This is a genomic window from Shewanella sp. 0m-8 (assembly GCF_052977265.1).
Genome location: NZ_JBRIMB010000045.1, coordinates 1 through 13,497, shown reverse-complemented (window position 1 = coordinate 13,497; position 13,497 = coordinate 1). Strand labels below are relative to the sequence as shown.

The following is a 13,497-nucleotide window of genomic DNA, read 5'->3' as shown; positions in this document are numbered from 1 at the left end:
AACCAATGATGCACTTTGAGCATCATTGGTTGTGAAGAGATTTAGATGAAAGTTTGCTTAATTTCGTTTTTAACGTAATTAAGGTCTTGGCTTTGTTCACCGACGAGTAACATGTATGCGTTGTCTGTCGCAAAGCCCATCCCTTTGTATTTGTTATCTGCAAAGGCTTCTTCAAGCACCATGCGATCTTCTAGCGGTACGATAAACAGGGTCACTTTACCTTGTTCACCTTGCATGACCAAATGAAGGCTTTGTACACCTTGAAAGTCACAGTAAGTGCTGTAAAAGACTTTACCCGGTTGCTGGGTAAACCTCATATCGTTTTGCCCGCCAAGAGAAGCAAGTTGAAAGTTTACATCTTGAAACTGTACATTTTGATCAATACGCAGGGCTTTATCTTCATGATGCACATGCGCTAAGGCGTGTTGACTAAGATCTACGGGCCCCATTCTCATTAACGTAAAAGTCATGCCCGCTAAAAATGCGACCGAAGCCACCAGTGCAAAGGCAAAACCGGTTTTGCGGCGCTGTGAGTGATGATGTTGTAGCTGTTGTCTTAACAGTAACTTTGCCGCTAGATCATCGGGAACATCGATGCTTAATGCTCGCTCGATTTTATTGTCTAACCCTTTTAGATCGTTTAAAAAGGCCTCCCTTTCTACTGACTCCATCGCAGCATCGAGAAAGTCAGGATCTTGGTTATTGGGTTCACTGTAGGCCTGGCGACGAAACGTAAGCTCATCCATTGGATTGACCCCTGTGTTTTGGTTGTTCAAGTACATCTTTCAGCTGATTTCTCGCTCTAAATAAACGTGTCATAACGGTATTTCTATTCAAGTCGAGGATTTTTGCGATCTCCTCACCACTAAAGCCACCAATAACTTGCAGTAATAGTGGTTCTCGATATTCAAGTTCTAACTTAGAAATTTGTCGCTGTATTAAATGTTGTTCTACATGTTCTTCGGTACTGCCCGAAAAAGTATCTTCAATAAATTCTTGTTCTATATCGGAGTAATTAAACTGCTTACGCTCAAAACGGCGAGCATTTTCTCGACGTAAAATAGTGATCAACCAAGCTTTAGCGGCTTTCTCATCTTTTAAAGAGTCAAGAGAGCGCCAAGCACGGAGAAACGTTTCTTGGGTGATATCTTCTGCGATATGTTTATCGCCGCATAGCCAGTAGGCGAAACGGTAAATATCGGCATGAAGTGCCCTGACAAGGCTATCGTATCGTCGTTGTTTACTAACCATGTCTGAAGAGACCGTGGACTTCGACTTTTTGTTTCGCCAACTATCAAACATTTTTATTTTTTCTAACTGGATCAATAAAACACAGCTTAACCTCGTTCAAGTTGGAATACCAATGGTTAAGTTTAGCGGTGTAAATGGTTATGTGTAACGGTGTAAAAGCAAGCTATGAGGACATAGCATTAGGGCTAAAAACAATAAGACGCTTATATATAAGCGTCTTTTTAAGGAGTCAGTTACCCAATCGATTTAACTGGGGTTGAGCTTGACTAACGCCGATGATTTAGCTTGAGTATTCGGTGCTGCTGCTTTTCTGACAACGGATAACAGCTGGGCAAAATCGATATTGTTAGTGAGTTTGCTCGGGCTGTATGCAGCTCGCTGCATTTGTTCAATCGCGTTAGCTATCACAGAGTCAGTCATCGAAATTTGACTTAGAGACATTGGCTGTCGATATAACTCAGTGTAATAGCGAGTAAGGCCGTTTAGGACTTGAGTGGCATCTTTTGCGCGGCAGGCTGCTTGCAGAGCAGATAAGGTATTGCTTGGTTTCGCGATGATTGGCTTAGCGTCTGTGTCGGCATGTTCGCTCCGATTTTTACGGGCGTTAAGCCACAGTGCAAGTGTTATAAGCCAAAGGGTACCTAAGGCTAGAGATAACCAAGGCCAAAACCCACTACTGCTATTATTGGTCGGCGTTTGTATCACTTGCTGCTCAATAGGCGCCATAGCAGTATCACCTTTTACGACAATCGTGCGGGCAGGCAAGGTGGCAAACTGCTGTTTGTTGAGGTGTGGATTCCACCATGGCACTGTAATTTCAGGCAGGGTGTAAGTACCTGGACTTGTCGCTACAATAGCTGTGGTCTGAGTGAGTTGAGACACCATTTGGTTGTCGCGAAGGAACGTATTGCGCTGCGCTTTTTCTGGGTAGGTTTTCAGTGCCTTCGGGGTTAGCATGACAATGTCTGGTAAACTCGTTTCATCGGTATTTGATGCGAGCAAGGTGATGGTGCGAGTAATTGGCTCACCAACATTATATTCAGTTGCAGTCTCAGGCCAATCCTCTTTTAATACCACGAGATCAGAGACCAACCATTCACCATGATAATCCGCTGGCATAGGGTTGATCAGCACCGTCATTTTAGGTGCTTGAGTTTGTGTTGGTCGGCTTTCATTAAATGAGAACATGGCACCGCTCTGTCTTGATTGGACTAGCACATCACCCGAGAAACTGGCGCCTGTAATGGTCAGCTCACCAGGTTGGTCGGCAATAATGGCATAATTGCGTTCAATCACCCGATAACGACGACCATTAACAATTTCAGTGCTGTCTTTATCTTCTCCAAGCTGCTTTATTTGTGCACCTTCAAGATCAGGGGCATTTAGCACGCCACGTTGTAGCTCTAGCGCTAAATAGAGCTTCACCTTATACGTTAGCATTTGGCCTACATAGGCCTCATCGCTAGAGATATTTGCTCGCATAAAGATATCTTGCATCTGTTGGGGCTGAGAGCCTGTTTTCAATACAGATAAAGAGATGGGGTTAGAGCTAATACCCTCGATATTAAATGCAGGAATGACTAGGTTTCCGCTGTTTTTAGGTGAAAGCAGTACCTGCCAACGCGTTTCGTTACTGGCATCAAAGTTCATGATTTTTTTACTGCGGCTGATACTGGTTCGGCCAACAATAAAGTCTTTCAGCAGTGATGAGGTATCGAGTTTGCCACTGTTGAGATCGTCATCAGCAGTTACAGTCAGTACCAAGGTCTCTCCTTCCATCACCGGATTACGGTCAACAGAGGCTTGCAGTTGGGTTATCGCGCTCGCTGGAAAAGCGGTTGTAATGGCGATGATCGCTAAAAGAAAAATATGCCGTATTACCACTGTTCGATTTCCTTAGAATTGATGCCTTGTTGGCGACGTTTCTGGTATTCAAGTTGCATTTTATTACGCAGTAAGACTTGGGGATCATCAGCGATTGCACGAAGAGCTCGTTCCATTTCTGGTGGCAAAGGCTCATCCGTTACGATTGTGCTTGCAACTGCTTGCTCCGATCCTGCTTCTGGCTGGCCAGCGTCTTGATTGGCCTGTGCCTCTGCTTTTGCTGATTGATCTTGTTGCTCTTGCTCTTGCGCTTTATCTGCCTCAGCGTTTTGTGTTATTGAGTCTGCCTCAGCCTCAGCCTGCATCTCAGCATCGTTATCAGCCTTAGTTTGATTCGAGGTTTGTTGTTCAGACGCTTGCTGATCTTGTTCTTGTTGAGAAGGTGAACTTTGCTCACCTTTATCCTCAGACTGCTGTGACTGTTGCTCTTGAGATTGGCTGTCTTGTGGTTGATTATCACTAGATTGCTCATCTTTGGATTGCTCATCTTTGGATTGCTCATCTTTGGATTGCTCATCTTTGGATTGCTCACTGTCTGATTGGCCATCTTGTGACTTGTCTTGTTGAGATGGGTCTTGTTGCGACTGGTCATCTTTTGGTTGCTGCTCAGACTGATCACTATTTTGTTGTTCTTGTTCTTGTTGCTGTTGGAGCTTTTTAGCTAACGCTAAGTTACTCTGCGCTGCATCAAACTGCGGTTTCTTATCTAAGGCTGACTGGTAGCGCTGCTGCGCTTGCTCGTATTGTCCCAGTTGCATTAAGACATTGCCTTGATTATATAAACCATTGGCTGAGCTATCTTGCTCAAATGCGCTGAGTGCTTGCTCGTATTCGCCCGCCTTATAAAGCGCACTCGCTTGCCATTGTGGGTCGACAAATTGCGCTGCAGCAGTTTGATAGTCATCAGCTTGGTAAGCCTGCATGGCTTGCTGATCTTGGGTTTGCCACAGGTCGCCCCATGCACTGGCATAGGCTTGCTCACTGGGCTGGATAAGCAGAAGCAGGGCAAAGGTGGCAATCATACCGTTTCTAAAACTCAGTAGGGCAGGTAATAGCAGTAGTAGCGCAAAATAGGGCCCTAAGTCCTGCCATGTTTCGCCTTCAAGATCACTGGCTTTGGTGTCTTGTGTCGTGGCGAGCCATTGCTTTATTTGAGTGATCCCCGAACCGTCAGCTCGGCTTGGCACTAGTATGCCGTTAGCGTCGGTCGCTAACTCTTTTAGCAGGGCATAATCTGTTTTAGCGACAACAATTTGATTGGCGTTATCACGTAATAGCTGACCATCGGGTAGCTTTATCGGTGAGCCCTGTTGGCTACCAAACGCAATAATCGCTAGCCGATATGGACTGCCTTTTAGTACCGACTCGGCGCGCTTAAATTGAGTACTAGTGATCCCGTCAGTAAATAAAATAATATCACCTCGAACATGCCCACCCTGACTTAATAAAGATTGTGCCTGAGTGATAGCTGCTTCAAGGTTTGACCCCTTAATTGGCATAATGCTAGGGGTTAGTGTGGGTAAAAGGTTAAGCAGGGTCGCTTTATCTCGCGTTAGTGGGCTAATGGTAAATGCGTCACCTGCATAGGCAATTAAACCTGTTTCACCGTCAGGCAATTCATCGATAAGATCCGTTGCTCTAAACTTTGCTTGAGTTAAGCGGTTAGGGGCTAGGTCATTAGCATACATCGACAGTGACATATCCATAACGATAACTCGCCCTTGAGCTGACTCAAATACCGGCAGTGCTTTTTTCTCAAAGGCGGGGCCGGATAATGCAAATACTGCGATAAGCCATGCGATAGCCAAATAAGTAATGTTATTGTGTTTTTTCTTAATCGAACCACCAACCAGTACTTTAGCCAGATGTGGTGCAATATAATGGTTCCAGCTAGAGCTTGCGGTTTTACTTCTATATAAAAACAGCAGTAGCAAGCCTAATGGGATCAGCGCAAGGAACCATTCAGGACGTAAAAAATGCATGGTTAACGTCCTCCTTTGATTGGGTTAGATTTGGTTCTAATCGATTTTGTTCGAAACAATGAGACCTGACTCAGTGATATGAAAATCGAGGTTAACAGCGCCAGACATAGCGGCCAGTAAAATAGTTCTGCTTGTGGTCGATAACTTAATTGATCTCGAGTCACGGGTTCAAGGGTATCTATCACTTGATAGATCTGCTCAAGCTCTTGGGTATTGCGTGCTCTAAAATATTGGCCACCGGTTGTTTTAGCAATTTTCTGTAATTGAGATTCGTCTAAATCCATTGATGGATTGACCCTCTCTTTACCAAATAGGGTTCGGCGCTCCATGACATCAGCACCCACTCCTATGGTGTAAATAGTGATCCCTCTTTTCTCGGCGATTTGCGTCGCTTGCTCGGGAGAAATTGCTCCAGCGTTGTTTGAGCCATCAGTCAGTAAGATTAAGACGCGATTACTCTGCTGGACTTTGTCAAAGCGTTTCACCCCAAGTGCGATGGCTTCGCCTATAGCGGTTTGCTTACCGACTAAGCCGATTTGCGCTTCTTTTAAGTATTGCGCAACGGTGCGTCTATCTTGGGTTAACGGAGATTGCAAATATGCATGGTCAGCAAACAGGATAAGCCCTATTCGGTCGCCTTTTCTACGTTCAATAAAGTCACTGATCACATGTTGAATAAGGGTAAAACGGTCAACGGCTTTACCGTCCAGCACCATATCCTCTATTTGCATACTGCCAGAGAGATCGACCGATAACATTAGATCACGGCCTTTACTGGGTAGCTCAATGGCTTCACCAACCCATAAAGGGCGGGCGCAGGCTAACACGAGTAAGCACCATACAATCCAATAGCGTTTACAAGTACCCTGGCTTTTTTCGGTCGCAGCGACTTGATTAGGTAAGCTGGCACCGGGCAAAATTAAATGGCCGCCAAGCTGTTGTGTCTGCTGCTTCTTTCTAAAAATGAGCGGTAGAGGTAACAGTAGCAATAGTAATGGCCAGGCAAGCGTTAACATGGGCTTACCTCGTTGTTAATTTCATTGTGTGTTTTACCTTGCTTATTGGTAAGCGGTAAGGCGGCTTTTAACCAGTTTTGAGCATGTGACTTAAGCGCTTGCTTGTCTTTATCGCTGAGGCTTGATGGCTGAAAACGCGTCGCTAGTAATCGGCACAGTTCATCTTGAGGAGTCGTCACTTGCGCGTTAAGCCACTGATACCAATCATCACCACTGAGTTGGGCAACTTGGCTACGAGCCCAATAGCTCATGGCGGCCCGCTTTAGCAAGCTGCTAACCTCTGAGGCATATTGCTGATTGTGAATATCGAGTGTGGCCAGTTCAGCCAATGCAGCACGTTTTGCTGCACGGTGTTGACGACGCTTTATTAGCCAGACACAGGCAAGCATAACAAGCACCAAGATGCTAAACAGTGCAAGCCAATAACCGTATGCTAATGGCCAGAGGCCTATTTCGACAGGTGTTTGAATATCTTGCATCGAGGCAAGTGCGGGATTAACAGGATTGGTCATTTATCTAAGCGTCCCTAATTGCTGATTAAGGCGTTGCCCTGCATCGATAATACGGGTTTCAACATTAAGCTTTTGCATCATTTCAATAAATTGGTTTTGTAAATTTTGTTGATTAGCTAGCCATTGCTCGTAACTGTTTCTGTCAATAATGAGCTCTTTTGAACCCTCTCTCACAGGCAGCTGAAAGTGCTTAGGCAGTGACAATTGGCCTTGACGTAGTGGATCGGTGACTAAAAAGGCCCCCATATCACAGTGACGTTTTAAGTCCGATAGGGCAGCTAAGCATCCGGGCGTAAAATGACTACCGTCGGAGATTATCCAGATTAATGAACCTGGTTTGGCAAGCCGACGTAATCTTTGACAAGCTTTAGCTAAATGATCGGGCTCTGGTTCTTGCTCAGCAATATTTCTCAGTTGATTTTCATGTAGTTTTTTTATGGCAGAGATAACTTGCAATATGCCTTGTTGGCGACTTCTTGGTTTAAGCTCGATATGCTCCTCTTCGGTGGCAATTAATGCTCCTAAGCGGTCACCGTGTAATATCGCGCTCCAACCAAGTGTCGTGGCAAGGTGAGCGGCTTGCACAGATTGCAACATTAAGCTCGAGCCAAAATAGAGACTATGGCTAAGATCGAGCAATAGCAGAACAGGGCGTTCGCGCTCTTCAACAAATAACTTGGTGTGCGCTTTGCCAGTCCTTGCCGTGACACGCCAATCAATGGTGCGAACGTCATCACCGCTTTGGTAGTGACGCACCTCCGCAAACTCCATGCCTCGGCCCTTAATCAAGCTGGCGCGATGGCCTGATAGACTGGCTTTGGCTTTTGAGCGTTTTTCTGGCAAAGCTTTCGCTAGGCTTTGGCAAGCAAGTAACTCTTTTTCAGTAATATTAATGCCATCGCTAAACAATGGCAGCTGTGTATTGACCATTAAGGGACCGCAACTTGAGAAAGAATATGATTGATCACATCGTCGGCACTGACGCCATCAGCTTGTGCTTGATAGCTCAATAGCAGGCGGTGGCGCAGCACGTTAGGCGCAACGGCTTGAATATCTTCGGGTGAAACAAAGTCTCGTTCGTACAGGTAGGCACGTGCTCGCGCGCAGCGCTCAATTGATAAGGTTGCACGAGGGCTCACGCCGTATTCAAGCCAGCTGGCAAGTTCCTGGCTATAAGCCTCAGGCTTGCGTGTCGCCATAATGATATCGACGATGTATTTCTCTAGTGGCTCAGCGAGATAAATTTGTAATGCGTGCTCTCTGGCGGCAAAAATATCAGCTTGAATAATGGGCTCAACGCGGGGCATTTCTTGTTTAAGCGCCTCATTACGAGACATACGCATGATCTCAAATTCAGTTTCTGCGCTTGGGTAATCTAGATTCAAATGCATTAAGAATCGGTCTAGTTGTGCCTCAGGTAACGGATAGGTACCTTCGTTTTCTAGTGGGTTTTGTGTCGCCATCACTAAAAATAGTTCTGGCAGTTGATAGCTGTGCTTACCCACTGTGACTTGCCCTTCAGCCATTGCTTCTAATAAAGCTGACTGTACTTTCGCTGGCGCACGGTTAATCTCATCGGCCAAGATAAGGTTATGAAAAATTGGGCCCGCTTCAAATTCAAAGGTTGCCGTTTGAGCACGGTAAATATCGGTACCGGTTAAATCCGCTGGTAACAAATCCGGGGTAAATTGAATACGGTGAAAATCCCCTTCGACGCCATCACACAGTGCTTTTACTGCGCGGGTCTTGGCAAGGCCTGGTGGGCCTTCGACCAATAGGTGCCCATCGGCAATTAATGCAATTAGTAGATTCTCGGTGAGAATAGGCTGTCCTAGAATGACAGTATTTAAGTATTCGCGTAACGCGTGAAATCGACTCAAAGGCATGATGCTACTCGGTTTATTTAAAGTTAGTTAGATATAGACCAACGACATAGTAGAAAATTCCTTAAGGGTTTGGCTAGTGCCAATTTACCGTTAGGCTGATAAGTCATCATATTGGCATGACCAAAGTCCCCTTTAAGAACGTCCTTTTTTGCTACATTTAATCGTTAATGAGTAAAAACATAGACAACAGTTATTGAGTTTTTATCCATTAATATTTGTTAATTAAAAAGTTTTGGATATATTTAAGGCAAAAAAACAAACAAGTGTTTAAAACTTTTCAGTAAGAAGTTAGAATCAGATCACACTTTAAATGGTCAGACCTGTTTAATTGAAGGCAAATAGGTTTCTCAAGGATATAAGAAAGCGTGCAGCCATAGGTTAGCAAGCAGAATAAGAGGGCGAAAAATGAGTGATAGACAACAGGTGACGAATGCGCGAGGCGAGAGAATCGCGATTGTTTCGGGTTTACGTACACCATTTGCAAAACAAGCTACGGCTTTTCATGGGGTGTCTGCGTTAGATATGGGCAAGATGGTGGTTAACGAACTGCTTTCTCGTTCAGAGCTTAATCCTAAAGAGATCCAGCAGCTTGTTTATGGGCAAGTTGTGCTAATGCCAGCTGCGCCCAATATTGCTCGTGAAATTGTGCTAGGCACCGGTATGGATGTCAGTACTGATGCTTATAGTGTCACACGTGCTTGTGCGACCAGTTTTCAATCCACCGTCAACGTGGCCGAGTCGATCATGACGGGTAATATGGATATCGGTATTGCTGGTGGGGCAGACTCTTCTTCTGTAGTACCAATAGGCGTCTCAAAAAGACTGGCTCACGCTTTAGTTGATCTAAATAAAGCACGCAGTTTTGGCCAAAAACTCGCTATTTTTCGCCGCTTAGGCCTCAAGGATTTACTACCAGTGCCACCGGCAGTTGCCGAATATTCGACTGGCTTGTCTATGGGGCAAACTGCGGAGCAAATGGCAAAGACTTACAATATCAGCCGCGCCGACCAAGATGCATTAGCTCACCGTTCACATACACTTGCAACGGAAACTTGGAATGCAGGTAAATTGGCTGAAGAAGTGATGGCAGCACATGTCCCGCCTTATAAGTCATTTATCGACCGTGATAATAATATTCGTGAGAACTCAACCCTTGAGTCTTACGCTAAGCTGCGTCCTGCTTTTGACCGTAAACACGGCTCAGTGACAGCAGCTAACAGTACACCATTAACAGACGGCGCATCAGCGGTATTGCTGATGAGTGAAGGCCGCGCTAAAGCGTTAGGTTACACACCGATTGGCTATATCAAGAGTTATGCTTTTACAGCCATCGATGTTTGGCAAGACATGCTAATGGGACCTTCATATGCAACACCACTCGCGCTTAAACGTGCGGGGATGGAACTTGAAGATTTAACCTTGATTGAGATGCATGAAGCGTTTGCGGCGCAGACGCTAGCCAATATGCAGATGTTCGGTTCGAAGAAATTTGCTGCAGAAAAACTGGGGCGCAACCGTGCGATTGGTGACATCGACATGAGTAAGTTTAACGTGCTTGGTGGCTCGTTAGCTTATGGTCATCCATTTGCCGCTACTGGCACACGTTTGGTGACTCAAGTTTGTCATGAGCTTAAACGACGTGGTGGTGGAACGGGTCTCGCAACAGCATGTGCTGCGGGTGGCTTAGGTGCAGCAATGATAGTAGAGGTGGATTAATCACATGGAAAAGACATTTAATTTAACGCGTCGCGATGACGGTATTGCCATTTTAACTATGGATGTACCAGGCGAAACCATGAATACCCTGCGCAGTGAATTCGGACCTGAAATCAGTGATGTACTCGCTGAAATCAAAGCTGATGTTAACATTAAAGGCTTGGTATTAGTCTCGGGTAAAAAGGACTCGTTTGTTGCTGGTGCCGATATTTCTATGCTTGATGCTTGTGAAACCGCAGCAGATGCAAAGCAGTTATCTCAGCAGGGCCATGTGGTATTTAATGAACTTGAAAGTTTATCGATCCCAGTTGTAGCTGCTATTAACGGCGCTTGCTTAGGTGGTGGCTTAGAGCTCGCTTTAGCTTGTCATAAGCGAGTATGTTCACTTAACCCAAAAACCATGATGGGCGTACCTGAAGTTCAATTAGGTTTACTTCCTGGCGGCGGCGGTACCCAGCGTTTACCGCGTTTGGTTGGCGTAACCACTGCGCTTGATATGATGTTAACCGGTAAGCAACTTCGCCCTAAACAAGCATTAAAAATGGGCTTGGTGGATGATGCGGTGCCTGATTCAATTTTACTGCGTACAGCTGTAGAAATGGCTTTAGCGGGCAAACTCCCTGCGAAGAAAAAGCAACAGTCATTGATGAATAAAATGCTTGAAGGGACAAGTGCTGGTCGTAACATTATTTTCGATCAAGCCGCAAAGCAAGTCGCGAAAAAGACCCAAGGTAATTATCCCGCTCCGGCAAAAATAATTGACTGTGTGCGCCAAGGCATGGCTAAGGGCATGGTCAAAGGGCTTGAAGTTGAAGCGAGTCATTTTGCCGAACTTGTGATGTCGAAAGAATCGGAAGCGCTGCGTAGTATCTTTTTTGCGACCACTGAGATGAAAAAAGAGACTGGCGCCGGTGATGTAGAGCCTAAGCAAGTCAATAAGGTCATGGTACTTGGTGGTGGACTAATGGGTGGTGGAATTGCCTCGGTGACGACAACTAAGGCTAAGATCCCTGCTCGAGTTAAAGATATCAGCGAAACAGGGCTGAGTAACGCATTGGCATATGCGTACAAACTGCTAGACAAAGGTGTTAAACGCCGCCATATGACACCTGCCGTTCGCGATAATTTGATGGCGTTGATGACAACCACGACAGAATATAAAGGCATTAAAGATGCGGATATTGTTGTCGAGGCTGTTTTTGAAGACTTAGCGCTGAAGCATCAAATGGTTAAAGATGTAGAGCGTGAGTGTGGTGAACATACTATTTTTGCTTCAAATACCTCCTCTTTGCCAATTGGCCAAATTGCTGAGGCGGCTAGCCGTCCAGAAAATGTTATTGGTCTACACTATTTCTCGCCGGTTGAGAAAATGCCGTTAGTCGAAGTGATTGCCCATGAGAAAACGTCGGCAGAAACGATTGCGACCACAGTAGCATTTGCTAAAAAGCAAGGTAAAACACCGATTGTGGTTCAAGATGGCGCAGGCTTTTATGTAAACCGTATTCTTGCGCTTTATATGAACGAAGCCGCTCAGCTGTTGTTAGAAGGACAGAGCGTTGAGCACCTCGATAAAGCATTAGTGAAGTTTGGTTTCCCCGTTGGACCAATGACGCTCTTAGATGAAGTCGGTATTGATGTTGGTGCTAAAATCTCACCGATTCTTGAAAAAGAGCTAGGTGAACGATTTAAAGCACCAGCAGCATTCGATAAGCTTTTAGCCGACGATAGAAAGGGCCGTAAGAACGGTAAAGGTTTCTATCTCTATGGTGGAAAGAAAAAAGCGAAACAAGTTGATGAAAGTGTTTATACGGTTCTAGGATTAAAGCCTGGCGTTGATACTGAAGCGACTGAGGTCGCGCAGCGCTGTGTGGTACAGATGCTAAATGAAGCGGTACGATGCTTAGAGGAGAACATTATTGCTTGCCCAAGAGATGGTGATATTGGTGCGATTTTTGGTATAGGTTTCCCACCTTTCCTCGGCGGACCTTTCCATTATATTGATACGCTAGGCGCTGCTAACTTAGTTAAGATCTTAGAAAATTACCAGTCTAGATATGGTAGTCGTTTTGAGCCCTCTGTTAAACTGAAGCAGATGGCGCAGGAGGGAACGCGCTTCTTCAGTTAGGCTGAAGCGCTACACCCCATAATAGCCTTACAAAGCGGCCACTATCCCTGTTACAAGGAGAAGTGCGCCGCTTTTATATTTTCTACTAGTCTATTTTTGGTCAATTGTTTCGAGTCGTTGCTCTCAACCTAGAGATCGTAATGTAGAGCACTATCAATTTAGCACTATCAATTTAGTACTCTTAATTTAGAACTTTCAATTTTGAGTTCTCAAGCTAGTGCCCCCAAGCAGGCCTTAACTCAAATAGCCTAAAAAACACTCTCATTCATTTAATTTAGTCTATATAATGGGCAATCGGTTGTCAGCCTTTTAAGGGCGAGCTTATTGGTTGTGGGGTGTAGATAAGTGCTATTGGCTATGGTATTGATATTAATCTGTTCGGGCTATTTCTTAGGTAACTCAGCATTTAAAGCTGGTCTTCCGGTTAGGCGTTGGGCGTTTGCTGGTGCATTATTAGGGCCCGCAGCCTATCCTCTGTTTAACTCTCATAAACAGCTTGCATACCGTAAAGCTATGGGCAAGCAGGGTACCTCAATCGCTTTGTGAGCGGTCAGATTGAGACGTTAACGTTTATTGAGATAACAAAAAAGGAGCATATGCTCCTTTTTCTGTCATTTAACTAATCAGCCCTTTCTGCTAAGAGGTACTTAGTAAAGCACATAGTAAGTTACTTAGCTAAGCTGCTTAGTTCCACCAACCTTTAGCTGGGATAACTTCTAAATGGTCCAGTCCTTCCGGCAGTTGAACCTTTTTACGAGCAGGTTTTGCTAATCCAAGTGCTTTCATCAGTGAATCAAACATAATCATACTCCTCAATATTTTTATCCGCTTGCTTAGTTCCACCAACCTTTAGCTGGGATCACTTCTAAATGGCTTAAGCCCTCAGGCAACTGTACTTTTTTACGAATAGGTTTATCAAAACCAAGTGCCTTTTTGATTGAATCAAACATAGTCATATCCTCAATTAAGCCGTTGCTTGGTTGATGTACTTGATATGTGGGAAACCAGCAGTCTGTAAAGGCTTAAACTTAATATGTGGGATACCAGTGGTTTGTACAGGCTTAAACTTAATATGTGGGATACCAGCGGTTTGTACAGGCTTAAACTTAATATGTGGGATACCAG

The 13,497-nt window shown here is 44.9% G+C and carries 11 protein-coding genes; 3 read left to right on the top strand and 8 right to left on the bottom strand.

The window, feature by feature from the left end; translation table 11 throughout:
- Positions 1-41: 41 nt before the first annotated feature.
- The 8 genes from ACVBIO_RS17205 to ACVBIO_RS17170 all read right to left on the bottom strand — a co-directional run bounded on the left by ACVBIO_RS17205 (position 42) and on the right by ACVBIO_RS17170 (position 8,531).
- Positions 42-746, bottom strand: a complete 705-nt coding sequence (locus tag ACVBIO_RS17205) for a DUF3379 domain-containing protein (RefSeq protein ID WP_447161288.1) — start codon at positions 744-746, stop codon at positions 42-44.
- Positions 739-1,302, bottom strand: a complete 564-nt coding sequence (locus ACVBIO_RS17200) for a sigma-70 family RNA polymerase sigma factor (protein WP_447173092.1) — start codon at positions 1,300-1,302, stop codon at positions 739-741. Before ACVBIO_RS17200 ends, ACVBIO_RS17205 begins: the two co-directional genes overlap by 8 nt.
- 195 nt (positions 1,303-1,497) lie before the next feature.
- Positions 1,498-3,135, bottom strand: coding sequence for a BatD family protein (locus tag ACVBIO_RS17195; RefSeq protein ID WP_447173091.1), 1,638 nt, complete (start codon positions 3,133-3,135; stop codon positions 1,498-1,500).
- Positions 3,129-5,117, bottom strand: coding sequence for a VWA domain-containing protein (locus ACVBIO_RS17190; RefSeq protein ID WP_447173090.1), 1,989 nt, complete (start codon positions 5,115-5,117; stop codon positions 3,129-3,131). The genes ACVBIO_RS17195 and ACVBIO_RS17190 overlap by 7 nt, the downstream gene beginning before the upstream one ends.
- A gap of 2 nt (positions 5,118-5,119) precedes the next feature.
- On the bottom strand, positions 5,120-6,133 hold the full coding sequence (locus tag ACVBIO_RS17185; protein WP_447173089.1) for a vWA domain-containing protein: 1,014 nt from the start codon (positions 6,131-6,133) through the stop codon (positions 5,120-5,122).
- The gene (locus tag ACVBIO_RS17180; protein ID WP_447173088.1) at positions 6,127-6,645 is read right to left on the bottom strand and encodes a DUF4381 domain-containing protein; all 519 of its coding nucleotides are present in this window, start codon (positions 6,643-6,645) and stop codon (positions 6,127-6,129) included. Before ACVBIO_RS17180 ends, ACVBIO_RS17185 begins: the two co-directional genes overlap by 7 nt.
- Complete coding sequence (locus ACVBIO_RS17175) at positions 6,646-7,575, bottom strand: DUF58 domain-containing protein (RefSeq protein WP_447161294.1); 930 nt, start codon at positions 7,573-7,575, stop codon at positions 6,646-6,648.
- Positions 7,575-8,531, bottom strand: a complete 957-nt coding sequence (locus tag ACVBIO_RS17170; protein ID WP_447161295.1) for an AAA family ATPase — start codon at positions 8,529-8,531, stop codon at positions 7,575-7,577. The genes ACVBIO_RS17175 and ACVBIO_RS17170 overlap by 1 nt, the downstream gene beginning before the upstream one ends.
- 405 nt (positions 8,532-8,936) lie before the next feature.
- On the opposite strand from ACVBIO_RS17170, the gene fadI reads away from it, so the two are divergent.
- The 3 genes from fadI to ACVBIO_RS17155 all read left to right on the top strand — a co-directional run bounded on the left by fadI (position 8,937) and on the right by ACVBIO_RS17155 (position 12,918).
- Entirely contained in the window at positions 8,937-10,247 is a 1,311-nt protein-coding gene (fadI, locus tag ACVBIO_RS17165; protein ID WP_447161296.1) for an acetyl-CoA C-acyltransferase FadI, read from the top strand.
- A 4-nt stretch (positions 10,248-10,251) separates the two neighbouring features.
- On the top strand, positions 10,252-12,372 hold the full coding sequence (gene fadJ / locus ACVBIO_RS17160; RefSeq protein ID WP_447173087.1) for a fatty acid oxidation complex subunit alpha FadJ: 2,121 nt from the start codon (positions 10,252-10,254) through the stop codon (positions 12,370-12,372).
- A gap of 357 nt (positions 12,373-12,729) precedes the next feature.
- Entirely contained in the window at positions 12,730-12,918 is a 189-nt protein-coding gene (locus ACVBIO_RS17155) for a hypothetical protein (RefSeq protein ID WP_447161298.1), read from the top strand.
- Positions 12,919-13,497: the final 579 nt, after the last annotated feature.

Excerpts from the sequence above, each read along its gene's own strand:
- ACVBIO_RS17180 (WP_447173088.1), bottom strand. The coding sequence starts at position 6,645 with ATGACCAATCCTGTTAATCCCGCACTTGCCTCGATGCAAGATATTCAA.
- ACVBIO_RS17170 (WP_447161295.1), bottom strand. The coding sequence starts at position 8,531 with ATGCCTTTGAGTCGATTTCACGCGTTACGCGAATACTTAAATACTGTC.
- fadI (WP_447161296.1), top strand. The coding sequence starts at position 8,937 with ATGAGTGATAGACAACAGGTGACGAATGCGCGAGGCGAGAGAATCGCG.
- ACVBIO_RS17175 (WP_447161294.1), bottom strand. The coding sequence starts at position 7,575 with ATGGTCAATACACAGCTGCCATTGTTTAGCGATGGCATTAATATTACT.
- ACVBIO_RS17190 (WP_447173090.1), bottom strand. The coding sequence starts at position 5,117 with ATGCATTTTTTACGTCCTGAATGGTTCCTTGCGCTGATCCCATTAGGC.
- ACVBIO_RS17205 (WP_447161288.1), bottom strand. The coding sequence starts at position 746 with ATGGATGAGCTTACGTTTCGTCGCCAGGCCTACAGTGAACCCAATAAC.
- fadJ (WP_447173087.1), top strand. The coding sequence starts at position 10,252 with ATGGAAAAGACATTTAATTTAACGCGTCGCGATGACGGTATTGCCATT.
- ACVBIO_RS17155 (WP_447161298.1), top strand. The coding sequence starts at position 12,730 with ATGGTATTGATATTAATCTGTTCGGGCTATTTCTTAGGTAACTCAGCA.
- ACVBIO_RS17185 (WP_447173089.1), bottom strand. The coding sequence starts at position 6,133 with ATGTTAACGCTTGCCTGGCCATTACTATTGCTACTGTTACCTCTACCG.
- ACVBIO_RS17200 (WP_447173092.1), bottom strand. The coding sequence starts at position 1,302 with ATGTTTGATAGTTGGCGAAACAAAAAGTCGAAGTCCACGGTCTCTTCA.